We start from the raw sequence: 24,264 nt of genomic DNA, 5'->3' as shown, positions 1-24,264 counted from the left end.
GGGGACCGGAAGTCACCTTATTGGAAGGCTCGGTACGCGAAATGAACATCTCCAGCGCCCTGTCGGTCGACGATCTCCTGAAGAGCTTTGTGGAGCAGGACCTGCTCCCTGGGACCGGGGTTTCGGCGGACGCCTTCTGGACCGCGCTCGAGGCCGTACTCACCGAGTTCGGCGAGAAGAACGCCGCCCTGCTGGCGCGCCGGGACGAGCTTCAGCAAAAGGTTGACGCCTACTGGACCGCCCGCCGCGGCAAGCCGGTGGACGTGGCCGAAGAGACCGCCTTCCTGAAGGAGATCGGCTATCTCCTGCCCGAGCCGGCCGACTTCCAGATCGACGTCGCAAACGTCGATCCCGAGATCGCCAGCATCGCCGGGCCGCAGCTGGTGGTGCCGGTTTCTAACGGCCGGTACGCCCTGAACGCCGCCAATGCGCGCTGGGGCAGCCTGTATGACGCCCTCTATGGCACCGACGCGCTCGAGCCGCCGACGGGTGTGAAAGGCTATGATCCGGTCCGTGGCGGCAAGGTCATCGCCTATGGGCGGGCCCTGCTCGACCGTGTCGCGCCGCTCGCCAAGGGCTCGCACGCGGACGCGACCGGCTATGCGATTTCGGACGGCGCGGTGGCCGTGACCCTGAAGGATGGCGGCGTCACCGGCCTGGCCGATCCGGCCCAGTTCGGCGGCTGGCTGGGCGAGGCGCAGGCGCCCGCCGGCGTGCTCCTGAAGCACAACGGCCTGCACCTGGAGATCCAGGTCGACCGCACCCACAACATTGGCAAGGACGATCCGGCCGGTGTCTCGGACGTGTTGGTGGAATCGGCCCTGACCGCCATCCAGGACTGCGAGGACTCGGTGGCCGCCGTGGACGCCGAAGACAAGACAGGCGTCTATCGGAACTGGCTGGGCCTGATGAAGGGCGACCTGACCGCCAGCTTCCAGAAGGGCGGCAAGACCGAGACCCGCCGTCTGGAGGAAGACCGGGTCTATCAGACCGCCGACGGCAAGAGCCTGACCCTGAAGGGCCGCAGCCTGCTCTTGGTGCGCAATGTCGGCCACCACATGCTGACCGACATGGTCACCCTGAACGGTCAGCCGGTCTATGAGACCGCCGTCGACGCCCTGGTGACCGTGGCCGCCGCCCTGCACGACCTGAAGGGCGCGCGCCGCAACAGCCGCGCGGGCTCGGTCTATGTGGTGAAGCCGAAGATGCACGGCCCCGACGAGGTGGCCCTGGCGGTGCGGCTGTTCGACATGGTCGAGGATGCGCTCGGCCTCACGCGCAACACCGTCAAGCTCGGCATCATGGACGAGGAGCGCCGGACCAGCGCCAACCTGAAGGCCTGCATCTTCGCCGCCAAGGACCGGGTGGTGTTCATCAACACCGGCTTCCTGGACCGCACCGGCGACGAGATCCACACCGCCATGGAAGCCGGTCCCATGGCCCGCAAGGACGCCATCAAGGCCGAGCCCTGGCTGCCGGCCTATGAGAAGCGCAATGTCGAGATCGGCCTGGCCGCCGGCTTCCCCGGCAAGGCTCAGATCGGCAAGGGCATGTGGGCCGCGCCGGACATGATGAAGGACATGCTGGCCGCCAAGGTCGGCCATCCCAAGGCCGGGGCCAACACCGCCTGGGTGCCGTCGCCGACGGCGGCGACCCTGCACGCCCTGCACTATCACGAGGTCGACGTGCCCGCCCTGCAGGCCCAGATGGGCGCCTCGGGGACCAAGACCGGCACGGACGAACTGCTCACCCCGCCGCTGGCCAAGTCCAACTGGAGCCCGGCCGACGTGCAGCAGGAGCTGGACAACAACGCCCAAGGGATCCTGGGCTATGTGGTCCGCTGGATCGACCAGGGCGTCGGCTGCTCCAAGGTGCCGGACATCCACGATGTGGGCCTGATGGAGGACCGCGCCACGCTGCGGATCTCCAGCCAGCACATGGCCAACTGGCTGCATCATGGGGTCTGCACCGAGGCCCAGGTGCGCGAGACCATGGTGCGCATGGCCGCCGTAGTGGACGCCCAGAACGCCGACGACGCGGCCTATGTCCCGATGGCCCCGGCCCCGGACAAGTCCATCGCCTTCCAGGCCGCACTGGACCTGGTGTTCGAAGGCCGCACCCAGCCGAACGGCTATACCGAGCACATCCTTACGCGGCGCCGTCGCGAGCGGAAGGCCGAGCTGGCGAAAGGCTAGGCTTCAACAAAAAGCCAAGATGTTCGGGCCTAGGCTTAACCACGTCCGTTGAGCCTGGAGCCTGACTTGAGCGAGCCGTCCCGAAAGCTGCCGCCGTTCCGCTGGCTGACCCTGGCGGAAGCCGTCGGTGTGCTGGCCCTGGTGGTGGCCGCCCTGGGCTATTGGGACACGCACCGCGAGCGCGTGGCCGCGGCCAAGGCGCATGAGGCGGAAGCTGAGGCCAGCGTGCGGCGCCAGGCCTTCCTGATGACCGCCAGCCCGCAGGGCGACGGCGCGTGGCTGAAGCTCGAGGCGGTGACCGAGGGCCAGGTGATCCAGACCCAGGCCATCTGGTTTCCCAAGGCCCTGCGCGAGGCCAAGGTCGAGACCACGGGCAATCCGCGCCTCGAGGCCGGTTGGATCGCCGGTCCGCTGCGCAAGATGTCGCCCAAGGCCGAGACCGGCCGGGTTCCGGTGGCGATCCAGACCGTCTTCGTCGAGGACGGCCAGATGAAGACGGACCGCGCCCTCTACCAGCTCGGCTACAGCCTGCACCCGCGCCTGCTGCGCGGGGCGGAGATCAAGCTGGAGGGCCTGTCCCTGGTGCGTCGGGGCCTGAAAGGCGAGCCCCAGGCGGCGGCCGACAGCCTGTGGCCCAAGACGTGATCCTGTTGCGCCGCTTGGCTCAGCGCCTGCCTGTGATATGGACCCGGCTTCCGAAAGACGGCGACACGTATGTCCGATCCTGTTGAGCCCGAAACCCCTGAGACCGAGCCGACCCCCGAGGCCGATGCGCCCGACGGCGAGGTGACGGCGGAGGTCGTGGGCGCTGAGGCGGCGGAGGACGAGGCCGTCACGGAAGAGCCTGCGTCAGAAGCTCCTGCCGCCGAAGAACCCGCTGCCGAAGAGTCTGCTGCCGAAGAGCCTGGGCCAGAAGAGGCAGAGCTGACCGAGCCCGCCGTCGAGACGGCGCCGGGGGAAGAGGCTGAGCCCGTCCCGGTCTGGATGCAGCGGCGCTGGCAGGTGACGGCCGGGATCGCCGCCGTCTTCCTGATGATCGTGGCGATCATCGGCTCGCTCCTGTGGTCCCTGCCGCTCAACCGGGCGCTGGAGCCCCTGTCGAGCCCGGTGCTGATCCTGGTGGCCGACAACGGCCAGCCCATCGCCAAACGTGGCTCCTACAAGGAAGCCCCGATCGATGCGCGCAAGCTGCCCAAGGCCGTGCCTGACGCCTTCGTCGCCATCGAGGACCGGCGGTTCTACAAGCACATGGGCGTCGATCCCCTGGGCATCATCCGCGCCGTGCGGGCCAACGCCCAGGCGGGCGGGGTGGCCGAGGGCGGCTCGACCATCACCCAGCAGCTGGCCAAGAACGCCTTCCTGACCAACAAGCGCAGCCTGCGGCGCAAGGCCCAGGAAGCCCTCATCGCCCTCTATCTCGAGACGCGGCTGAGCAAGGACGAGATCCTCTCGCGCTACCTGTCGTCGGTCTATTTCGGCGAAGGGGCGTTCGGCCTGCGCGCGGCCTCGCAGCGCTATTTCAATAAGTCGCCGGAGGATCTCTCCATCGGCGAGGCGGCCATGCTGGCGGGCCTGGTCAAGGCGCCCTCGCGCCTGGCGCCCAGCGTCAATCCGGACGGCGCGCGCGAACGCATGCGCGTCGTGCTGAACGCCATGGTCGAGACCGGGGCGATCACGAAGGCTCAGGCCGCGCGGGCCGCACGGTCCGTGACCATCGCGCCGGGGCCGAAAAAGCTGCCCACCGGCTCCTACTTCGCCGACTGGGTGATCCCCCAGGCCCGGGAGGTGACCGCCGGCCAGTACGGCGAGACCATCATCAAGACCACCCTGGATCCCCAGCTGCAGGCCCAGGCCGAGAAGATCATCCGCACCAAGCTTCAGCAGGACGGGCGGATGCTGAACGTCACCCAGGCCGCCCTGGTGGCCATGCGTCCTGACGGCCGGGTCGTCGCGATGGTGGGGGGCAAGGACTACAAGGAAAGCCAGTTCAACCGCGCCGACGGCGAACGCCAGCCGGGCTCGTCCTTCAAGCTGTTTGTCTACCTGGCGGCCCTGCGCAAGGGCATGACGCCGATGAGCCCGATCCTGGACGCCCCGGTCCAGGTCTCGGGCTACACGCCGCGGAATCACGAGGGCAAGTACGCCGGGCGCGAGGTGCCGCTGATCACCGCCTTCGCCGGCTCGTCCAATGTGGCCGCCGTGCGCCTCGCCAAGGAGATCGGGCCGGACGCGATCATCGCCACCGCCCGCTCGCTGGGCATCCGCGAGGAGATCCCCAAGGACCTGACCCTGGCGCTCGGCACCGGGCCGATGAGCCTGGTGGACCTGACCGCCGCCTACGCCGCAATCGCCGCGGGCCAGGCGCCGATCACCCCGCACGGCCTGGCCACCTTCACCCCGCCGGTGCGGCCGCGCCCGCTGGGCAAGGCCGAACTGGCCGGCATGCGCCAGATGCTGAGCTCCGCCACCCAGCGCGGCACCGGCATCGAGGCCGCCATCCCCGGCGCCTTCGGCAAGACCGGCACCACTCAGAACTATCGCGACGCCCTGTTCGTGGGCTGGGTCGGGGACCTGGTGGTCGGTGTCTGGGTCGGCAACGACAACAATGACGCCATGTACGGCGTGGTCGGCGGCGGCCTGCCGGCGCGCATTTGGAAGGAGTTCGTCTCCTACGCCGTCAACCGCGACAACCCGAAGCCGGTTGCGCCGGTGGAGGAAGAGCTCCCGGCCGAAGAGGTGGTCGCCGATCCCGGCGCGGACGTCCCGCTCGGCCCCGATGGCCAGCCCCTGGCCCAGCCCCCCGCCGAAGCGGTCGCCGAACCCCCCAAGGACACCCCCGCCGACCCGCCGTTCTGATCCTCCACCGCTCATCCCCGCTGCGCGGGGATGAGCGGGCGGGGTTTTCACGCCGGCGCCTCGCGCCTAGCATAGCGCCATGACACCGGTTTCCAGACTTCTGGCGTTGTTGCTGCTGGTCGCCACGCCCGCTTTGGCGGGGGAGAGCCCGTTCGCGCCTGGGCATGAGCTGATCTCGATCTGGCCTGGGGCGGCGCCGGGGGGTGAGCACGCGACGGCGAAGGAAGAGGTGGTCGAGCGGGCCAAGGGGCCGGCTGATCTGCGCGACCGGATCGTCAAGGGCGTGACCCGGCCGACCCTGACGGTGTTTCGGCCCCAGCACCCCAACGGCCTGGCCCTGTTGATGGCGCCAGGCGGGGGCTATGCCTGGGTGGTGATGGACAAGGAGGGCTATGAGACCGCCGAGCGGTTGGCGGCCTCCGGCGTCACGGTGTTCGTCATGACCTATCGCCTGCCGCAGGAGGGCTGGGCGGCGGGGCCGGATGCGCCGTTGCAGGACGCCCAGCGGGCGCTGCGGCTGATCCGCTACCGGGCGGCGGAATTCGCCGTCGATCCGCACCGCGTGGGGGTGATTGGCTTCTCGGCCGGCGGGCATGTGGCGGGGATGCTGACGCTCGCCTTCGACCGGCCGGTCTATGCGCCCCTCGACGCGGCCGACCAGGTCTCGGCCCGGCCGGACGTCTCGATCCTGGTCTATCCTGTGGCGACCATGGATGCGGCCTTCGCCCACCAAGGTTCGCGGCGCAACCTGCTGGGCGAGGCGCCGGCGTCGGACCAGGTGCGCGCCTATTCCCTGGAGGCCCTGGCGCGGCCAGATGCGCCTCCGGTGATGCTGGTCCACGCGCTCGACGATGCCAGCGTCCCGCCGGAGAACAGCCTCGGCCTGCTCGCGGCCCTGCGCGCGGCCAAGGTCCCTGTGGAGGCGCATTTCTTCCAGGAGGGCGCGCATGGATTTGGCCTGCGCTTCGCGGTCGGCAAGCCTGTGGCCGCTTGGCCTGACCTGGTGCTGGCCTGGCTGAAGCGAGGCGGCCTGCTCGACTGAGCTTGCCGCGCGGCCCGCGGTGTCTAAGGTCGCCCTTTCAACTTCTGGGGGACCTTCATGCGCACAAAGATCCCAGCCCTTGGGCTGTTCCTGGCCGCGGGCGCGGCCCAGGCGGCGGTTCCCTCTCCCGCGACCGGCGTCACCGATCCGGCCTCGGTCGTCTCGGTCCAGAACCCCAACGCCGCCCCGCCGGTCTCGGCGGCGGACCTCTACTTCACCCGGGGCGGTCTGGACGCGGCCTGGACCCCGGACGGCAGGTCGGTGGTGATCTCCACCAACCTGACCGGCCGCTACAATCTGTGGCGCATGGACGCCGCCGGCGGCTGGCCCGTGCAGCTCACCGTGTCCGACGACCGGCAGAGCGGCCTCGCGGTCTCGCCGGACGGCAAATGGGTGGTCTTTCAGGCCGACCATGGCGGCGACGAGATGTACGATCTCTACGCCGTGCCCGTGGCCGGGGGCGACGTGGTCAACCTGACCCAAACGCCGGACATTTCAGAGACCGAGGCCCTGTTCTCCAAGGATGGCGCGACCCTGGCCTTCGCCGCGAAGCGCAAGGCCGACGCCGGGGCCAATGTGGCGGCGATGGGCTGGGCCGACCGCAAGGTGCGGGTGCTGACGGCGGAGGCGGCGCCGGACTTCACCTGGTCGCCGGTGGGCTGGCTGGGAACGGACCTGGTCGCCAACCGGCGCAATGTGGGCCGCACCCTGGGCGGTGTCTGGCGCGTGCCGCTGGCGGGCGGGGCCGCGGTGTCGCTGACCGATCCCAAGGCCAAGGCGATGATCCAGGCTTCGGATGTCTCGGCCGACGGCAAGCTGATCGCCGTCTCCTCCGACGCCAAGGCCGGCCAGTTCCAGGCCGCGGTGCTGGAGATCGCCGCCGGCGCCTATCGCTGGCTGGCCCCCACGCCCTGGGAGCAGACGGCGGACGCCTTCACCCCTGATGGCAGGTCTGTGCTGGTGACCACCAACGCCGACGGCCGCACCGACCTGGCGGTGGTCGACCTGGCCACCGGCGCCAGTCGCGGGCTGGGCCTGCCGCCGGGCTACAACGCCGCGGCCGGCGCCCACCCCATGACCGCGGACGGTCGTCTGCTTGTGGTCCATGACGCGGCGAACACGCCCACCGACTATTGGGTGGCGGATCTCTCAGGCGCCGCGGCGCCCCGCAAGCTGACCCAGTTCGCCCTCGCGAGCCTGGACGCCAGCCGTCTGCCGAGCTCCCAGATCGTCCACTACAAGAGCGAAGACGGCACCATCATCAGCGCGGTGATGATCACCCCCTTCAACCTGAAGCGGGACGGGACCGCGCCGGGCGTGGTGATTCCCCATGGCGGCCCGACCGGCCAGACCCTGGACCGGTTCAGCCGGCTGGGCGTGGCGCTCGCCTCGCGCGGCTATGTGGTGATCCTGCCCAACGTCCGCGGCTCGACCGGCTACGGCAAGGCCTTCCAGCTGGCCAACCACAAGGACCTGGGCGGGATGGACCTGATCGACGAGGTCTATGGCGCGAAGTTCCTGGCCGCCACCGGCTATGTGGACGCCAAGCGGATCGGCATCACCGGCGGCTCCTACGGCGGGTTCATGACGCTGATGGCCATCGGCAAGACGCCGGACGTCTGGGCGGCCGCCGTATCACAGTACGGCATCATCAACTGGTACGAGATGCTGAAGCACGAGGACGCCGCCCTGCAGGCCTACCAGCGCTCCCTGATCGGCGACCCGGTCAAGGACAAGAAGGTCTATGACGCGGTCTCCCCCATGACCTACATCCGCAACGCCAAGGCGCCGCTTTTGGTGCTGCAGGGCGACAACGACATCCGCGTGCCTCGCGGTCAGGCGGAAGAGGTGGTGGCGACCCTGAAGAGCGTTGGGGCCGCGGTCGAAGCCAAGTACTACCCCGCCGAGGGCCATGGGTTCGTGAAGCGGGAGAACCAGATCGACGCCTTGCAGCGCACGCTGGATTGGCTGGACGCGCACCTCAAGGGCAAATGAGGCCGGCTCCCCATCTCTGGTCAGACGTCCCCTCGTCTGGCGGTGGTGGGGATGCTAGCAACATCACATGGTAGAAAAGCTCAGCCCTGCCGCGGCCGAGGCTGTCTGGGATTTCCTGAACAGCGCCCAGGACTGCGAAACCCTTGAGGCGCTGAATGCGCGTCTCCTGAAGGCCATCGGGCATTTCGGCCTGACCGGCGGCCAGGTGGTGCGCCTGTCCAGCGATGGGCGGATCAGCGCGCCCAGGGCGATCTTCGGCGCCCATGGCCGGGCCGACGTCGGCGCCTATGACGCCGCCCTGGACGGCTGGAGCCAGCACTATCTGGATGAAGCCTACGCCTTGGTGGATCCCGTCATCCCCATGTCGTTCCAGGCCAAGGGGCCGTTCACCTGGTCCGAGGCCGAGGCCCGGGGCATGCACCGCAAGACCCGCACCCTGTTCGGAGAGGCGCGGGAGAGCCTGATCGCCGAGGCCCTGGTCTGTCCGGTGCGGACCGCCAATGGCGACTTCGCCGTGGTCACCTTCGGCATGGATCGCCGCCGGCCCGTGGACCTGGTGGAGCGGGCCTCGATCCACGCCCTGGCCAGCCTCTATGCGGTGATCGGCGACGCCTTCGCGGAGCCCGAGACCAGCCTGGAGCCGCCGCCGGCCCGGCCCCTGACCCGCCGCGAGCTCGAGTGCGTCTATTGGGTGAGTGTCGGCAAGTCCGACCGGGAGATCGGCCTGATCCTGGGCATCTCCAAGGAGACGGTCCACCGCCACGTGGAAGCGGCCAAGACCAAGCTGGGCGCCGCCAGCCGGGCCCAGCTGGCCCTGCGGGCGTTTGCGCTCGGCCTGATCGCGCCGGCCATGTTCTGAGGCCGAACCAACCTGATCAGAGGCCGAACTAACCTGATCAGGTTATATCGGCTCCGGCCGCGTCGCCGCACCTTCCAGGCTCCTGATGCAGAGAGCCTCCCCATGATCCATGTGGTGACCGCCGCCAACCGCGGCTTCTATGAACCCCAGCTTGAGGCCATGCACCGGCTGCGCCGCGAGCTGTTCATCGTCGGCCGGGGCTGGGACCTGGAGGAGCGCGACGGCGGCGAGTACGACCGCAGCGACGACGAGCGCGCCATCTACCTGCTGATGCTGGACCAGGACGCCCGGCTGCTGTGCGGCATGCGCCTGCGCCCGACCGACGACTGGAGTGTGCTGACCGATGCCTTGCCGCACCTGGTGATGGGTGACGCCGCCCGGCTGAAGCGGCCCGACATCTGGGAGATGACCCGCCACGTCTCCATCGGCCTGGGCGCCACCGCGCCCGAGGCGCGGCGGCGGAGCGCCGAGATCCGGGTGGCCATGACCGAGCTGGCCCTGCGCGACGGGATCAGCCAGTTCGTCGGGGCCATGGACACCGGCCTCCTGGGCCCTGCGACCCAGGGCTGGATCCGGCTGAAGGCCGCCGGCCTGCCCCAGCCCTACCCTGAGGGCGGCTCGGGGCTCGGCTTCACCATCCCTGTCTCCGAAGGGCTGCTCGCCGACCTGCGCCGGGACTTCGCCTGCCCGGTTCCCATCGCCTTTGAACTGGATGCGCGCAGTCCGCTTTCGGCCCGCCCGATCGCCGAACTGGAGATCCGCAGTCGGGCGCGCCAAGGCGCCGACGGCTATCCGCCCAGCCTCGCCCCTGTGTGGGCGCCGTGTTTCGCCGTGGAAGGGGCCGCGTGATGGCCAGTCGATCCTCCGACCTGAGCACCCTGGTCCAGAGCCTGGTGGACATTCTTGGTCCCTATGAAGAGGGGCTGATGGTGGGCGAGCGCCTGCATCCCGACCTCGCAAATCTGCGCCGGGCGGTGAGCATGTCGCTGGCCGAGGCCATCTACTGGATCGCCGACGGGCGTCATGAGCAGGCGGCCTGGCGCCCCGATGACGCCCGGCCCGGTCAGGGCTAGCCTCATCTCCTCACCAAGGGGAGTCGCATGGCCGATTCGATGCTGGAGGCCCCGGACGCCGCGGCGCCGGATGTCGCCGAGCTGCTGAGCGAGCCGGGCGCGGTCGAGCTGCTGATCGCCTATGGCCGGATGCCGCATGGGCCGGCCCGCGCCAAGCTGGTGGCCTTCGTCGAGAGCCTGGCCGAATAGGCGCTTCGGCCGGGGTGACGCGGGGCGGGCGGTCGCGCTAAACCCGTGGTCATGAACGCCCCCGTGAAGCCCGAAACCCTGCCCCAATGGCGGCTCGATGACCTCTATTCCGGCCGTCAGGATCCTCGCATCGAGGCCGACCTGGCCGCGGCCCAGGCCGCCAATGAAGAGCTGGCCAAGCTGAAGGGCCGGTTCGTGGCGACTCGGGCCGACCCCTTGAGGCTGGGTGAACTGCTGGACCACGGGGTGGGGCTCTATGAGGCCGCCACCAACGGGCTGTGGGGCGTCGGCGCCTATGCCTCCATGGCCGCCTCGGTGGCCCGCGACGATCCGGCCTGGTCGAAGTTCGAGGCCGACTTCCGGGCCCGCGCGGCCAAGATCAGCGCCGAGAGCCTGTTCTTCACCCTGGAGCTCAATGAGCTGGAGGACTCCGAGGTCGAGCAGGCCTTCCGCGCCTATCCCCCGGCCGCCAAGTGGCGCAGCTGGATGCGGCGGGTGCGGCTGTTCCGGCCGCATGAGCTGAACAGCGACCTTGAGCAATTGCTGCTGGAGCGCGGCCCGGCGACCGCCAACTGGATGCGGCTGTATGACGAGACCCTGGCCCGGCTGACCGCCAAGGTCGGTCGCGAGACCCTGACCCTGCCGGAAGCCCTGAACCGGCTGTCGGACCCGGACGGCGCGCGGCGCAAGGCCGCCGCCCAGGGGCTGGCCAAGGCGCTGGAGGAGCGGACCCCGGTGCTGGGCCTGGCGCTCAACACCCTGGCCTTTGAAAAGCAGGTCGAGGATCGCTGGCGGAAGTATCCGAACCCCGCCGCGTCCCGCCACCTGGGCAATGAGGTGGACGCAGATGCGGTCGAGGCCCTGGAGAGCGCGGTGGTGGCCGCCTATCCGCGCGTCAGCCACCGCTACTATGCGCTGAAGGCCCAGCTGATGGGGCGCAAGTCCCTGGACTACTGGGACCGCAACGCCCCACTCGATTCGGCGGCGCCGCGCACCTATGGGTGGGATGAGGCTCAGGCGATCGTGCTGGACAGCTTCGCCGACCTGGCGCCGCACTTCGCCGACACGGCCAAGACCTTCTTCACCAAGCCCTGGATCGACGCCCGGCCCCGGTCCGGCAAGCAGTCGGGCGCCTATTCGCACCCGGTGAACTCCGAGCGGCACCCCTTCGTGTTCATGAACTATATGGGCGAGCGCCGCGACGTGCTGACCCTGGCGCACGAGCTGGGCCACGCCGTGCACCAGACCCTGTGCGCACCGCTCGGCACCTTGTTGGCCGACACGCCCCTGACCCTGGCCGAGACGGCCTCGATCTTCGGCGAGGGCCTGGTGTTCGAGCGGCTACTGGCGGAGGCCTCGCCGGCCGAGCGCCGGGGCCTGCTGGCCGGCAAGATCGAGGACGGACTGAACACGGTGGTCCGCCAGATCGCCTTCCACCGCTTCGAAACCCGGTTCCACGCCGCGCGGGCGGCGGGCGAGCTGTCGCCGGAGGAGATCGGCCGGGTGTGGCTGGAGGTGATGGGCGAGAGCCTGGGGCCGGCCATCAAGCTGAACGCCGGCTATGAGCACTACTGGGCCTATGTCAGCCACTTCGTGCACTCGCCCTTCTATGTCTACGCCTACGCCTTCGGTGACCTGCTGGTCCGGGGCCTGATGGAGACGCGCCGGGCCGACCCGGCCGGGTTCGCGCCGCTCTATGAGCAGCTGCTGGCCGCCGGCGGGACCAAGACCTATGTCGAGGCCCTGGCCCCCTTCGGCCTGAACCCCCGCGAACGGGCCTTCTGGGCGGCGGGGATGACCCAGATCGAACGCCTGGTCGACGAGTTCGAAGCCCTGGTGTGAGGCTTTCCTCCCCCATGAAATGGGGGAGGGGGACCCCGAAGGGGTGGAGGGGGCGTCCGCTCCCTCAGAGCCTGATCACGCCCCCACCACCGCTTCGCGGTCCCCCTCCCCCGCCATGCGGGGGAGGATGAGGCCGAGCAGCGTCTCGGTGTGGGCTTCGATCTCGGCCTCGTCCGTGGTGTCGACGCCGTAGGCGGCGTGGGCTTCGCCGGCCAGGGTGAAGGGCGCCTGGGCCGCCGCCGACAGGATGTAGATCAGCGGCCGGACCGGCCCTGGCGCGATGTGGCCCTCGTCCATCAGGATCTGCAGCAGGGTGGCGATGCGCCGGTGCTGGGGGGCGATGATGTGGGTGGCGATCCAGGCGACCCGGTCCGACTGGCCCATGGCCTCATGCACCATGATCCGGGCGTGCTCGGGATGCCGGGCGCAATAGCGGACATAGGCCGCCAGCATGGTCCGGAAGCGGGTCAGCGGCTCTTGCGTCCGCGCCACGGCCCAGGCCTCCAGCATGTGGGCGTCCATGAGCCCCACCAGGTGGGTCATGGCGGCCCGCCACAGGCCCGACTTGTCGGCGTAGTGATAGCGGACCAGGCTGTGCTCCACGCCGGCGGCCGACGCGATCTCCCGCAGGCTGACGCCGTCGAAGCCCTGGCGGGCGAAGGCCTGCAGGGCGGCGGTCAGGATGGCGTCGCGCGTCTCCTCCACGGGCCGGTCGTCGCGGGCCGGGCGGCCGCGGCGGCGGGGGGCGTCAACGGTGGGCGCTTCGCTCATGCTCGCATTATTGCCCATTCGGATAATAATGGATAGGGTCTGACAAAATCTCAAAAGGGAAGAGACGCCGATGAGCCCCGACAAGCCCTGGCTGGACACCAACCTGGACGCCGACGCCCGGGCGCGCGCCCTGATCGAGCGCCTGACCCTGGATGAGATGATCACCCTCATCCACGGGCCGATGCCGAACCTGATCCAGGGGGAAAAGCCGGCCGACGCCCTGACCGGCGCGGGCTATATCGGCGGCGTGCCGCGGCTGGACATCCCGGCCCTGAACGAGACCGACGCCAGCCTGGGCGTGACCAACCCCCGCCGCGTGCGCCCTGACGACGGGGCGACCGGCCTGCCCGGCGGCCTGGCGCTGGGTTCCACCTGGGATCCGCACCTGGCCTATGAGGGCGGGGCGATGGTCGGCCGCGAAGCCTGGGCCAAGGGCTTCAACGTCCTGCTGGGCGGCGGCTGCAACCTGACTCGCGATCCGCGCTGTGGCCGCAATTTCGAGTACTTGAGCGAAGACCCGCTGCTGTCCGGCGTCCTGGCCGGCCAGGCCGTGAAGGGCGCCCAGTCCAACCACATCGTCTGCACGGTCAAGCACTTCGCCCTGAACGACCAGGAGACCTGCCGCCACGTGGTGGATGCGCGGATCGACGAGGCGGCCTTGCGCGAGAGCGACCTGCTGGCCTTCCAGATCGCCATCGAGATCGGGGATCCGGGCTCGGTGATGTGCGCCTACAACCGCGTCAACGGCGAGTGGTGCGGCGAGAACGACTTCCTGCTGAACAAGGTGCTGAAGCAGGACTGGGACTGGCGCGGCTGGGTGATGAGCGACTGGGGCGCGGTGCACTCCACCGCCAAGGCGGCCCTGGCCGGCATGGACCAGGAAAGCGGCTACCAACTCGACAAGCAGGTCTATTTCGGCCCCGAGCTGATGAAGACCGCGGTCGAACAGGGCGAGGTGCCCTTCGAGCGGCTGACCGACATGGTCCACCGCATCCTGCGCTCGATGATCGACAAGGGCCTGTTCGACCATCCGCCGGAGCCGACCGAGCCGGACTATGACGCCAATGGCGACATCTCCCAGGCCGCGGCTGAGGCCGGGATCGTGCTCCTGAAAAACGACGGCGTCCTGCCGCTGGGCGAGGGCCTGCGCAAGATCGCCATCATCGGGGCGCATGCGGATGTGGGCGTGCTGTCCGGCGGCGGTTCGTCCCAGGTGATCCCGGTGGGCGGTCCGGCGATTGAGAAGCGGGTGTCGATGGGGCCGTCCTCGGCGTTCTCGTCGATCACCTATTTTCCGTCCTCGCCCATGGCGGCGATCCGCGACCGGGCCCAGAACGTGGCGGTGCGCTTCGCCTCTGGCGAGGACAAGGCCGAGGCCGTGGAGCTGGCCCGCGACTGCGACGTGGCCATCGTCTTCGCCGACCAGTGGTGCACCGAGGCCGAGGACGTGCCGACCCTGTCCCTGCCGAACGGCCAGGACGAGGTGATCGCCGCCGTCGCCGCCATCGCGCCCAAGACCGTGGTGGTGCTGGAGACCGGCATTCCGGTGGTGATGCCCTGGCTCGACCAGGTGAACGCGGTGCTGGAGGCCTGGTATCCGGGAACGCGCGGCGGCGAGGCCATCGGGCGCATCCTGTTCGGCGAGGTCTCGCCCTCGGGCCGCCTGCCGATCAGCTTCCCCCGCAGCGTCGACGACCTGGTGCGCCCGGAGATCCCGGGCATGATCTTTGGTCCGCCGGTGGAAGGCCGGACCATCCCGACCTCCTATCCGGACGTGCAGCAGCACAAGGGCCGGTTCTCGGTGGAGCATCCGGAAGGCGCCGATGTCGGCTATCGCTGGTACGACCGCTCGGGCGCCAAGCCGCTGTTCCCGTTCGGCTTTGGCCTGACCTATACGCGCTTCGCCCATGGTGGCCTGGAGCTGGTCGGCGGCGAGACCGTGACGGCCAGCTTCGACATCACCAACACCGGGGAGCGGGCAGGGATCGAGACCGCCCAGGTCTACGCCCGGATCGCCGGCCGTCAGCGCCTGGTGGGCTGGGCGCGGGTGGCGCTGGAGCCTGGTGAGACCCAGCGCGTGTCGGTGACCGCCGAGCCGCGCCTCCTGGCCAGCTATGACGTGAACGTGCCCGGCTGGCGGATCGATGGGGGTCCGGTGGCGGTCTGGGTCGGCACGGACGCCGAGACAGCGGTGCTGAAGGGCGAGGCCGTGCTCACCGCCCGGACTATGAAGCCTTAGGGGGGCTTACCCCTCACCCCGGCCCTCTCCCCGCACGCGGGGAGAGGGAGGCGATAGCCCTCGCCCCCTTTTGGGGGAGAGGGTTGGGTGAGGGGGATTTCTAGTGCGTATAGGCCGGCGGCAGGGGCCGGGAGAGGTCCTTGTAGCGGTCGCGCAGTTCGAGCTGACGGGAGGTCATCGGCTGGGCGACGCCCTGGATGAACACCGCCTTGGCCTGGGTCAGGGGCTCGAAGGGGTCGCCGGACCAGATGACCAGGTCGGCGTCCTTGCCGGGCTCCAGCGAGCCCTTGCGGTCGGCCACCCCGAACATCTTGGCCGGATTGATCGTCACCGCGGCCAGGGCCTTGTCGTAGGGCACCCCGTGGGCGACCGCGTTGCCGGCGTTGTAGCGGGTCTCGCGGGCCCGGTGGCCGACGCCGTCATAGGTGAAGGCCAGGGGCACGCCGGCGGCGCTGAGCTTGGCGGCGTTCTCCATGGTCGCGTTGAGGGTCTCGAAAGTCTCCGGCCGGTCGGCCAGGGGATACATGACCACGGGGACGCCGGCCTTGGCGATCTCGTCGGCCACCATCCAGCCCTCCTCGGCGCCGGAGAGGATCACCTTGAGGTTCTCCTCCCGGGCCAGCTTGAGCACCGCGCGGATGTCCGAGGCGCGGTGGACCTGGGCCAGGATCGGCATGCGGCCCTGGACCACGGGGATCAGGGCCTCGAGGTCGGCGCGGGACAGGGCCAGCTCGCGGGATTCGCCGCGGTCATAGGCGGCCTTGTTGCGGGCGTAGGCGCGGACGTCGTCCAGCGCAGCCTTGAAGGCCACGATCTCGGCCCCGCGGGCTCCGCCGCCCAGCTTGGCGCCGCCGTCGCCGAACGGCACCACCATGGCGACCTTGGCCCTGGTCAGGATGTCGGTTCCCTGGGCCAGAGTGATCACCGCGGCCTGGCCGGCGAACAGGCCATGGGCCGGCGCGCCCTCCGGCCCGCCACCGGAGGTCATCTCGTCGCCTTCGTCAGCATCGCCCTCATTGGCGCCCGAGGCGTAGGGGACGACGACCGCGCTGGTCATGCCGGCCACCCGGGCGACCGGCAGCAGGATCGAGTTGGGGTTCAGGCCGTACTGGACGTCAAAGGCGGCGCTGACCGAGGCGTTGCTGGCCGACTGATCGTCGCCCACCGCTGAGATTTCGGTCAGGCCGAGCCCGGTGTCAGTGACGAAGAAGCCGGGGGTGACCACGGCGCCGGCGGCGTCGATCACCTTGGCGCCGGCGGGGACGGCGGCGGACTTGCCCACCGCGACGATCTTGCCGTCGGTGACGACGACCGTCCCGTCAGCGATCTCACCGGCTGGACCGGCGGTCAGCACCCGGGCGTGGGTGACGGCGAAGGTCTCGGCGAAGGCGGGCGCAGAGAGCGCCAGGGCCGCGCAGGCGGCCATCAGGGCAGATTTCATCAGCGCACTCCTTCGCGGGCGAGGCCGAGCTCGAAGTCGGACACGGGTTGGCGGCTCGAGTCGCGCCGGTCATAGGCGATCCCGCCGTCCACATAGACCCGCTCCGTGCGGGCGTAGATCGAGAAGGGGTCCTTGTCCCAGATCACCAGGTCGGCTCGCTTGCCGGCTTCCAGGCTGCCGGTCTGGGCGGAGATGCCCAGGGCCTTGGCCGGGTTGGCGGTGATCCAGCGGATGGCCTGGGCCTCGGTGATGTTGAGCCCTGCGGCGCGACCGGCGGCCAGGGCCTCGGCGGCCTCCTGGTTCAGGCGCTGGGTCACGTCCGGGTCGTCGGACTTGATGATGGCGCAGCCGCCCTTGATGGCGTCCACCAGGGGCACATTGGCCTCGACGCTGTCGGCCATCTCCATCTTACCGCCCCACCAGTTGGTCCAGGTGGCGACGCAGATGCCGTTGTCGGCCAGCTTGTCGGCGATCTTGTAGGCCTCCACGGCGTGGTGGAAGGCGGTGATGCGATAGCCGAACTCCTTGGAGATATCGATCATCTGGGCCATCTCGTCGGCCCGGTAGCAGTGGTTCTCGATCAGGATCTCGCCATTCAGCACGCCCATCAGGGTGTCGAGACCCAGGTCACGCTTCGGCGCATCGGCCTTCTCGCCGCGCTCGACCTTGGCGCGGTAGTCGTCCCAGCGGCGCTTGTAGTCCGCGGCGTTGATCCACGCGGCGCGATAGCCGGCCACATTGCCCATGCGGGTCGACGGCGCGCGTCCCTTGGAGCCATAGACCCGCTTGGGGTTCTCACCGCAGGCCATCTTCAGGGTGTAGGGCGCGTCCGGGAACTTCATGTCCTGGACGGTGCGGCCCGGCACGTTGCGCAGGGTGACGCCCCGGCCGCCGATCAGGTTGCCGGAGCCCGGCAGGATCAGCAGGGTCGTGACCCCGCCCACGCGGGCGGTGTTGAACTGCGGGTCCTGCGGCCAGACCGAATGCTCGGCCCAGACCTCCGGGGTGGTGGGATTGGTCAGCTCATTGCCGTCCGAATGCGCGGCGACGGCGGGGGCGGCATAGACCCCCAGGTGCGAGTGGGTGTCGATCAGGCCGGGGGTGACCCACTTGCCCTTCGCCTCGATCACCTCATAGCCGGCCGGGGCGGGAAGGCCCGCGGCCACCTGTTCTATTCTGCCGTCCTTGAACAGCACCGTGGCGTTGTCGACCTGCTCGCCCGTGCCGGTGAGGGCTGTGGCGCCGACGATGGCGGTGGGACGGCCGGCCAGCGGTTTGTAGGTCGAAGGGAAGGGGTTGGCGCTGGCCTGGGGATCGAGCCCCTTGGGCAGCGGTTTCGGCGCCGCCTTGGCCTCGGCCTTGGGCCTGGACGCCGCCTGGGCGGCGCCTCCGGTCGTGGCGCAACCGCCCATCGCCGCGGTCGCGAGAACCGCCGCCGCCGTCACCCAGATCCGCATGGATCATCCCCCTCAACTCACGTCGAGGGGGATAGGACACGAGGAATCGGGCCGCCTCAAGCAAAACGGCGCCGATGAGAGGGGGCTAGGCCTTCGCCAGGCCCAGCCAGGCCCAGCCAGGTCCTGAGGCCCGGGATGAACGGGAAGACCAGGCGGTCCAGCAGGATCACGATGGCCAGGGAGATCCCCATCACCGGCAAGAAGACCGCGAAGGCCAGCGCCAGCAGGCCCAGGCCGATGGAGAGCGGCCGGGTGTCGAGGGTCTCCGGGGCGCCGAGGCGGCTTTCCGGCCGGCGCTTCCACCACATCACCACGCCCGAGACACTGAGGGTGGACATGCCCAGGGCGGCGATCACGCCCAGCAACTGGTTGGGCAGGCCGAACAGCTGGCCCTCGTGCGCGGCGACGCCGACGCTGACCACCCGGTCGAGCAGGGGCTTGTCGGCGAAGCCGTCGTGGCCGATCCGCTCGCCGCGGGCCGTGAACCGATACTCCTCGCGCAGGGGCCGGTCCTGGCTGTCGGACTTGGCGGTCCAGGTCTTGGCGCGCTTGCCTGGCGGCGAGACCAGGGCCGGATAGGCCAGGTTCAGGGTCTGGGCCTGGGGCACAATGAGGTTCAGGGCGGCGTACTGGCCGGGCATCAGGTGGTCGTGGTTGGCCATGCCCTTCATCCCGCGATGCTCGGCGTGCAGGTCGTCCGGCTGGGCGCGATTGCCGGCGGTGGGCCAGTCGGCGGGGACGGCGGCCGGAACCGCCATGCGCCGCACCTCCTTGAAGGCCTGACCCCAAACCTGGGTCCAGGGCAGGGCGGTGAGCAGCAGGAAGAGCGCCAGGCTGGAGATCCAGACCCCGGTGACGGCGTGAATGTCACGCCAGAACAGCCGCCCCCCACGGCCCAGGCGGGGATAGACCACCCCGGCCAGGCCCTGGGCCCCGCGCGGCCACCAGAGATAGAGGCCCGTCAGCACCATGATGAGCGCCCAGGACCCGGCCAGCTCGACCAGGATCGAGCCGGTCTTGCCCATCAGCAATTCGCCGTGGATGCAGTGGACCACCTGCATGAAACGGCCCTTCTCCGGGACCGCCTTCAGGACCTGGAGGGTCTGGGGATGAACCCAGACCCGGGTGTCCTCGCCCTTGGCGCTGACCAGCACCTGGACGGCCTGGTCCGGCGCGTCGGGCAGCTGGTAGGCCTTGAGCCGGCCGGCGGGGATCGATCCTACCGCCGCCAGGGCCTGGGCCTCCGGCGAGGCCGCCGGCCCGGACAGGGCGACGTGGGCGTAGGGCTGGTCGAGCCAGGCGTTCACCTGCGGCTTGAACAGGTAGATCGCGCCGGTGATCGCCAGGATCAGGACGAAGGGCACGCAGAACAGGCCGGCATAGAAATGCCAGCGCCAGAGGGTCCGGTGCAGGAGGATGCGGCGGGTCGCCTTGTCGTGGTCAGTCATGGCGCTCACCAGCGGGACTTGATGTCGACGACCAGGGTGCGTTGCGGCAGCGGGTGCGCCACATAGGCCTGGTCGTTGAACAGGTTGTCGATGCCCAGGCCAAGCTGCGCCTTGGGGGTGATGGCCCAGGTCACGCGGCCATCGACGGTGAAGTATTCCGACTGGAAGCCATAGGCGTCGCCGCGGCTCAGGCCGAACAGGTCGGAATTGGGTCGGGTGGCGTAACGCCAGCCCAGCGAGGCCTTCCAGGCGTCGTTGATCCGGTAGCGGATATTGCCGTTGGACCGCCATTCCGGAATGCGCGGGAACATCTTGCCCTCGGCGGCGGTGGCCGCGGCGTTCTTGATGGTCTCGGCGTTCATCCAGGAGACATTGGCGTCCACGTCCAGACCGTCGATCAGGATGTCGGTGGCCTCGAGGATCAGCTCGACCCCATACTGCCGCACCTCGTCGATGTTCTTATAGGACGAGACGACATTGCCGTACTGGTTGAGGCCCTGGAAGCTGAAGACCGCGTCGTCGATGTCCTGCCAGAAGACGCTGGTGGTGGTGCGCACCGGGCCGAAGCTGCGGCGCAGGATGACGCTGATGTCCCTGGACTTCTCGGGCTTCAGGTTCGGATCGAAGCTCTGCGGGTCGATCTGGCGGGTGACGTCGTCCAGCTTGCCTTGGAACAGCTCGCCCACGGTGGGGAAGCGGACCGCGCTGCCCACCGAGACCTGCAGGTCCCAGTCGCCGGGCAGGGGGCCCTGCAGGCTGAGCTTGGGGCTGACCGAGGAGTCCTCGCGTTCGGGATAGGCGCTGTCGACGCGGGCGTTGGCGAGCAGCTTGCCGATGCCGCCGTCAAAGGCGCGCCACTTGTCGTAGCGAACCCCGCCGGTCAGGCGCCAGTCGCCCAGGCTGACCACATCCTCGATCCAAAGGCCCCACAGGCTGGTCTTGCCGTAGGTGGAGGCGGAATAGGTCTTGCCCGCGGCGCCCTTCCAGGCGGTGGTGTTGTAGACGTCCTGGTCGGTCTCGTAGCGGTTGGCGTTGAAGCCGAAGGCCAGCTTGTGATCGCCGAGGCGTCGCTCGAGCCCGCCGTCGGCCGTGAGCCAGCCGGGGGTGCGGCTGAGGGTCTGGGTTCCCGCGCCGTTGGCGGCGCCGGTCAGGTAGTCCTTGGAGGACCGGGCGTCCTGCTTGGCGATCCAGTAGCGGGAGACGTTCAGGCTGGCGTCCCAGCCGGCCAGGGGCCCTGCGGCGCGGACGCCGGCCAGGTATTCGGTGCGCTTGGTCTCCGACAGGGTCAGGCCGGTGGCGTTCCAGGTCTTGCCGCCATAGGTGACCTTGCCCTGGTGGATCGGCTTTCCGGCGGCGTCCTTCAGGAAGCTTCGGGTGTCGGTGAGATCCTGGTTGGTGAGCCAGGCGAAGCCCATGCCCTCGAAGGTCCAGCCGTTGTCGGCGGCGTAGCCGACGCGGACGCGAAGCTGGTCCTGGAGCACGTGCACCGGTGAGGCGGCGCCGAACACCGGGGTCGCCAGGCGCTTGTCGTCATAGGCGCCGGTCACCGCCACACCCGTCCCCGTGGTGGGGCTCAGCAGGTTGTAGGTCATCGACTGGCCGACATTGTCGAAGTGGCGGAAGCCGGCGCGGACGCTCCAGGGGCCGCCGTCCTGCTTGTAGGCCAGGCCGCCCTCGGCGCTGTAGCCCTTGAAGGTTTCGTCGAAGCCGTACTCCTTGAACGGCATGATCATGGTCTGGGCGCTGGCGTAGACCTCGCGGCCCTCCGGCGCGCGGGTGGTGACGGAGATGACGCCGCCCATGGAGTTGCCGCCGTAGCGGGCGGAGTAGGGGCCGTAGACGATGTCGAACTGGCGCACCTCGGCCGGGCCGACCACGTTCCACTTGGGCGGATAGTCGTAGCGGTTGCCGAGGAAGTTGGAGACCACGAAGCCGTCCACCAGCACCAGGGTGCGGGCCGACTGGACCGTGTTGGCGCCGCGCAAGGCGACCACGGCGTTGTCGTCGCCGGCGAAGCGCTTCCGCACGAAGAAGTTCGGCGCGTACTTCATCAGGTCTTCGACATTGATGGCGTTGATCGCCTCAAACTCGGTCTGGCCAAGGGAGACCGACAGGCCCCTGGGCTGGACGGTGATGGGGCGGTCGCCCTGGCCGACGACGATGAGTTCGCTGACGTCGGTGGAGACCTCCGCCTCAGCGGCGTGAGCGGCGGCGGGCAGGGCGAGAAGGGCCGCGGCGGCGGCGAGGGCGCGCGGCGAGGCCTGCGCGAAAAGACGGTTCATTTGAAAAGAATCCAGAATCCAAACGGAGACGCCGGCCAGATAGAGGGCCGGGGCGGTCAGGCGTTCAGAGGCTGGCGGGCGGTCCGGTGGTGGGCGGCGGCGGCGCCGCGAGGCCGAGGCCGGGGCGCGGGGTGGCGCGCAGGGGGGCGACCGCGACCTGCGCCAGCGGTTGCGGGATGAGGATGGCGACCAGCGCGGGCGCGACGGCCGCCACGGTGGCGGCGGCGAAGGTGCAGGGGTGGCTGGTCTTGCCGGCGTCGGACTTGTGGCTTTCGCCGGCCTTCGCCGGCTTGCCGTCCTCGCCCAGGGTGACCGTCATGGCGCCCTGGCCGGTACAGATCACGATGGTCGGCAGCTCGGCCCGGCCGGGCGAGAGCATGAAGCCGGTGGGGAAGGACAGGCGCAGCAACAGGGCCATCGCCGCGAGGACCAGCCCCGCCGCGTGCATCCGCCCCATCGTGTCGCCCCGCGCGAACATGGGCGGGCCGTACGCCCGGTGTGGGGGGCTTGTCCAGGGGGCGGATCAAACGGCGCGGCCTTTACGTCGCGTGCGACAAGGCTTGCCAAGCCTCGAACAGGCGTTCATCAGCATGCCCGCGATGTCCGATGATCTGACCGAAGTCCAGGCCGCCGTCGTTCCCGACGGCTATGTGATCAACCTCTGGCAGCGCGGCTTTGGCCGCACGGTCGGACCCTTCTATTCCAAGCGCGACCCGGTCACGCTGGAAGAGGTGATGGCCTTCCGGGTCGAGGAGCACCACGCCAACGGCATGAACAACTGCCACGGCGGCATGCTGATGAGCTTCGCCGACATGGCCTGGGGCCGGGTGATCTCCAACACCCGCGAGATGGGCTGGGTCACCATCCGGCTGACCACAGACTTCCTGTCGGGCGCGCACATGAACGACTGGGTGGAAGGCACAAGCGAGATCGTCGCCGAACAGGACGACGTCTTCACCGTGCGCGGCCGCATCTGGTGCGCCGACCGGACCCTGATGACCGGGACGGGTGTCTATAAGGGCATCCGCTCCATCGCCCGCAAGGCGGGCTATCGCGACGCGAAGGACTGACCATGGCTCTCGATCCGGCGATCAAGGAAGGCGCTCCGGTCGGCTATGACGACCACCCCATCCATTCCGAACCCGGCGCCCTGCCGCCCGAGGTCCAGGCGCCGCTGGCGCCGTTCCAGGGCCAGGTTCCCGACACCCCGAAGTGGTTCGCCGACGCCATCGCCAAGGCGCCCGAGCGCAGCCTCGTGGACTCCATGGGCACCAAGATCGAGATGCTGACCTGGGGCGAGGTCGGCAAGCCCGGCCTGCTGCTGGTGCACGGCAACTCGGCCCACGCCGACTGGTGGAGCTTCATCGCCCCCTACCTGGCCGAGGACTATCGGGTGGCCTCGATGTCGCTCGCCGGCATGGGCGGCTCGGACTGGCGCGACAGCTACGCCTTCCAGGATTTCGCCGAGGACGCCGAGGCCGTGGCCCGGGCGGCCGGCCTGTACGAGGGACCGCGTAAGCCGATCTATATCGGCCACTCCTTCGGCGGCGCGCAGGTGTTCTTCGCCGCCGCCCTGAACCCCGACCGTCTGCACGCCGCCATCCTGGTGGACACCGGCTTTGGCGGCCCGCCGCCGGATTCGCCGGAAGCCAAGAAGATGGCCGAACGGGTGCGCAACATCCCCACCGCGGACCGCGCCAACAAGGTCTACCCGGACATCAAGTCGGCCCTGGCCCGCTTCCGGTTCATGCCGCCCCAGGCGGCCGGCAACCTATTCGTCGCCGACTTCATCGCCCGCCGCTCCCTGAAGGAGGTTCCCGGTCCGGACGGCGGCGTCGGCTATACCTGGCGCTTCGATCCCAGCATGTGGAACAAGCTCGACCGTTCGGTGATGATGGGCATGACGGCGGACGGCCCGCCCAAGGTGAGCGTGCCCCTGGCCCACATCTTTGGCGACCGCTCGGTGGTGATGAGCCGCCGCGCGTCGGGCCAGCCCTCGCCGCTGCCGGCGGACATCCTGGAGATCGCCATCCCGGATTCGGCCCACCACATCATGGTCGACCAGCCTTTGGCCCTGATCGCGTCCCTGCGCAGCCTGCTGGCTGTCTGGCCGTCGAAGTAGGGACGGTTGCTCTCCCGCTGGGGGGCTGTCCAAACAGGGCGGTGTTCAGCCCGGCCATGACGGTCTGTTGGTAAGGCGGTTCGCAACGCCCCAGAGGGGGAGGAACTTTGAGGCCCTGCGGCCCCGCAACGGCTTGAGCGCTGGCGCGGGACGTTGTAACCGGACCGCCTACCGTTTTCCGGCACGAGAGCGACATGGCTTCTGAATATCACCGCGGCGAGATGGACATCTCCGAACAGGTCGCGACCTTCAACCTGTTCAACGGCTTGACCAAGTGGGGCAGCCTGGGCCTCGCGGCGCTGCTGGCCCTGCTGGTCCTGTGGTTCTGCACCCCGGCGGGTTTCCTGGCCGGCTTCGTCACGGCCATCGTGGTCACCGTGATCGGCGTCGTGGTCCTGCGGGAAAAGCCCGGCTCCGGCCACTGACCTAGCGCGCTCTCCCCTGGCCTGGCTG

General features: G+C 69.5%; 20 protein-coding genes. 14 read left to right on the top strand and 6 right to left on the bottom strand.

Annotated elements, in window-relative coordinates; all coding sequences use genetic code 11:
- The first annotated feature begins 41 nt into the window (after positions 1 to 41).
- The 10 genes from ACFQ27_RS05890 (at position 42) to ACFQ27_RS05845 (ending at position 12,051) form a co-directional block, all read left to right on the top strand.
- Complete coding sequence (locus ACFQ27_RS05890; RefSeq protein ID WP_377352951.1) at positions 42 to 2,195, top strand: malate synthase G; 2,154 nt, start codon at positions 42 to 44, stop codon at positions 2,193 to 2,195.
- 66 nt (positions 2,196 to 2,261) lie between these two features.
- Entirely contained in the window at positions 2,262 to 2,840 is a 579-nt protein-coding gene (locus ACFQ27_RS05885) for a hypothetical protein (RefSeq protein WP_374348135.1), read from the top strand.
- Between the two features lie 69 nt (positions 2,841 to 2,909).
- Positions 2,910 to 5,051, top strand: a complete 2,142-nt coding sequence (locus ACFQ27_RS05880) for a transglycosylase domain-containing protein (protein ID WP_377352950.1) — start codon at positions 2,910 to 2,912, stop codon at positions 5,049 to 5,051.
- A 79-nt stretch (positions 5,052 to 5,130) separates the two neighbouring features.
- Positions 5,131 to 6,093 carry an alpha/beta hydrolase gene (locus ACFQ27_RS05875; RefSeq protein WP_377352949.1) on the top strand — a complete coding sequence of 321 codons (963 nt, stop codon included), beginning with the start codon at positions 5,131 to 5,133 and terminating at the stop codon, positions 6,091 to 6,093.
- A gap of 57 nt (positions 6,094 to 6,150) precedes the next feature.
- Positions 6,151 to 8,088 (top strand): S9 family peptidase, encoded by a 1,938-nt coding sequence (locus ACFQ27_RS05870; RefSeq protein ID WP_377352948.1) that lies wholly within the window; start codon positions 6,151 to 6,153, stop codon positions 8,086 to 8,088.
- A 67-nt stretch (positions 8,089 to 8,155) separates the two neighbouring features.
- Positions 8,156 to 8,947 carry a helix-turn-helix transcriptional regulator gene (locus ACFQ27_RS05865; RefSeq protein WP_374348125.1) on the top strand — a complete coding sequence of 264 codons (792 nt, stop codon included), beginning with the start codon at positions 8,156 to 8,158 and terminating at the stop codon, positions 8,945 to 8,947.
- 102 nt (positions 8,948 to 9,049) lie between these two features.
- Positions 9,050 to 9,796, top strand: a complete 747-nt coding sequence (locus ACFQ27_RS05860) for an acyl-homoserine-lactone synthase (RefSeq protein ID WP_377352947.1) — start codon at positions 9,050 to 9,052, stop codon at positions 9,794 to 9,796.
- Positions 9,796 to 10,020 carry a hypothetical protein gene (locus tag ACFQ27_RS05855; RefSeq protein ID WP_374348119.1) on the top strand — a complete coding sequence of 75 codons (225 nt, stop codon included), beginning with the start codon at positions 9,796 to 9,798 and terminating at the stop codon, positions 10,018 to 10,020. The genes ACFQ27_RS05860 and ACFQ27_RS05855 overlap by 1 nt, the downstream gene beginning before the upstream one ends.
- 27 nt (positions 10,021 to 10,047) lie before the next feature.
- A complete protein-coding gene (locus tag ACFQ27_RS05850; protein ID WP_374348116.1) occupies positions 10,048 to 10,209 on the top strand; it encodes a hypothetical protein in 162 nt (53 codons plus the stop codon).
- Positions 10,210 to 10,260: 51 nt separating this feature from the next.
- Entirely contained in the window at positions 10,261 to 12,051 is a 1,791-nt protein-coding gene (locus tag ACFQ27_RS05845) for a M3 family oligoendopeptidase (RefSeq protein WP_374348115.1), read from the top strand.
- A 75-nt stretch (positions 12,052 to 12,126) separates the two neighbouring features.
- Here ACFQ27_RS05845 and ACFQ27_RS05840 read toward each other — a convergent pair whose 3' ends face one another.
- Positions 12,127 to 12,822, bottom strand: coding sequence for a TetR/AcrR family transcriptional regulator (locus ACFQ27_RS05840; protein WP_377352945.1), 696 nt, complete (start codon positions 12,820 to 12,822; stop codon positions 12,127 to 12,129).
- 70 nt (positions 12,823 to 12,892) lie between these two features.
- On the opposite strand from ACFQ27_RS05840, the gene ACFQ27_RS05835 reads away from it, so the two are divergent.
- Positions 12,893 to 15,061 (top strand): beta-glucosidase family protein, encoded by a 2,169-nt coding sequence (locus ACFQ27_RS05835; protein WP_377352944.1) that lies wholly within the window; start codon positions 12,893 to 12,895, stop codon positions 15,059 to 15,061.
- Between the two features lie 100 nt (positions 15,062 to 15,161).
- On the opposite strand, the gene ACFQ27_RS05830 is transcribed toward ACFQ27_RS05835, so the two are convergent.
- From ACFQ27_RS05830 to ACFQ27_RS05810, 5 genes are all read right to left on the bottom strand, one after another.
- Entirely contained in the window at positions 15,162 to 16,502 is a 1,341-nt protein-coding gene (locus ACFQ27_RS05830) for an amidohydrolase family protein (RefSeq protein WP_377352942.1), read from the bottom strand.
- Positions 16,502 to 17,959, bottom strand: a complete 1,458-nt coding sequence (locus ACFQ27_RS05825; protein WP_377352941.1) for an amidohydrolase — start codon at positions 17,957 to 17,959, stop codon at positions 16,502 to 16,504. Before ACFQ27_RS05825 ends, ACFQ27_RS05830 begins: the two co-directional genes overlap by 1 nt.
- A 56-nt stretch (positions 17,960 to 18,015) precedes the next feature.
- A complete protein-coding gene (locus tag ACFQ27_RS05820) occupies positions 18,016 to 19,407 on the bottom strand; it encodes a PepSY-associated TM helix domain-containing protein (protein WP_377352940.1) in 1,392 nt (463 codons plus the stop codon).
- A gap of 5 nt (positions 19,408 to 19,412) precedes the next feature.
- Positions 19,413 to 21,689, bottom strand: a complete 2,277-nt coding sequence (locus ACFQ27_RS05815) for a TonB-dependent receptor (RefSeq protein ID WP_377352939.1) — start codon at positions 21,687 to 21,689, stop codon at positions 19,413 to 19,415.
- Between the two features lie 64 nt (positions 21,690 to 21,753).
- Positions 21,754 to 22,167, bottom strand: a complete 414-nt coding sequence (locus ACFQ27_RS05810) for a hypothetical protein (RefSeq protein ID WP_377352938.1) — start codon at positions 22,165 to 22,167, stop codon at positions 21,754 to 21,756.
- Between the two features lie 112 nt (positions 22,168 to 22,279).
- Between ACFQ27_RS05810 and ACFQ27_RS05805 the strand changes: the two genes are divergently transcribed.
- The 3 genes from ACFQ27_RS05805 to ACFQ27_RS05795 all read left to right on the top strand — a co-directional run bounded on the left by ACFQ27_RS05805 (position 22,280) and on the right by ACFQ27_RS05795 (position 24,236).
- Entirely contained in the window at positions 22,280 to 22,759 is a 480-nt protein-coding gene (locus ACFQ27_RS05805) for a PaaI family thioesterase (protein WP_374348097.1), read from the top strand.
- 2 nt (positions 22,760 to 22,761) lie between these two features.
- Positions 22,762 to 23,811, top strand: coding sequence for an alpha/beta hydrolase (locus ACFQ27_RS05800; RefSeq protein WP_374348094.1), 1,050 nt, complete (start codon positions 22,762 to 22,764; stop codon positions 23,809 to 23,811).
- A 194-nt stretch (positions 23,812 to 24,005) separates the two neighbouring features.
- Positions 24,006 to 24,236, top strand: coding sequence for an aa3-type cytochrome c oxidase subunit IV (locus ACFQ27_RS05795; RefSeq protein ID WP_374348091.1), 231 nt, complete (start codon positions 24,006 to 24,008; stop codon positions 24,234 to 24,236).
- Positions 24,237 to 24,264: the final 28 nt, after the last annotated feature.

The organism is Phenylobacterium conjunctum, from assembly GCF_042679085.1.
GTDB classification, from domain to species: Bacteria; Pseudomonadota; Alphaproteobacteria; order Caulobacterales; family Caulobacteraceae; genus Phenylobacterium; species Phenylobacterium conjunctum.
The sequence above is the reverse complement of the archived record's forward strand: the minus strand, read 5'-3'. Positions and strand labels throughout refer to the sequence as shown.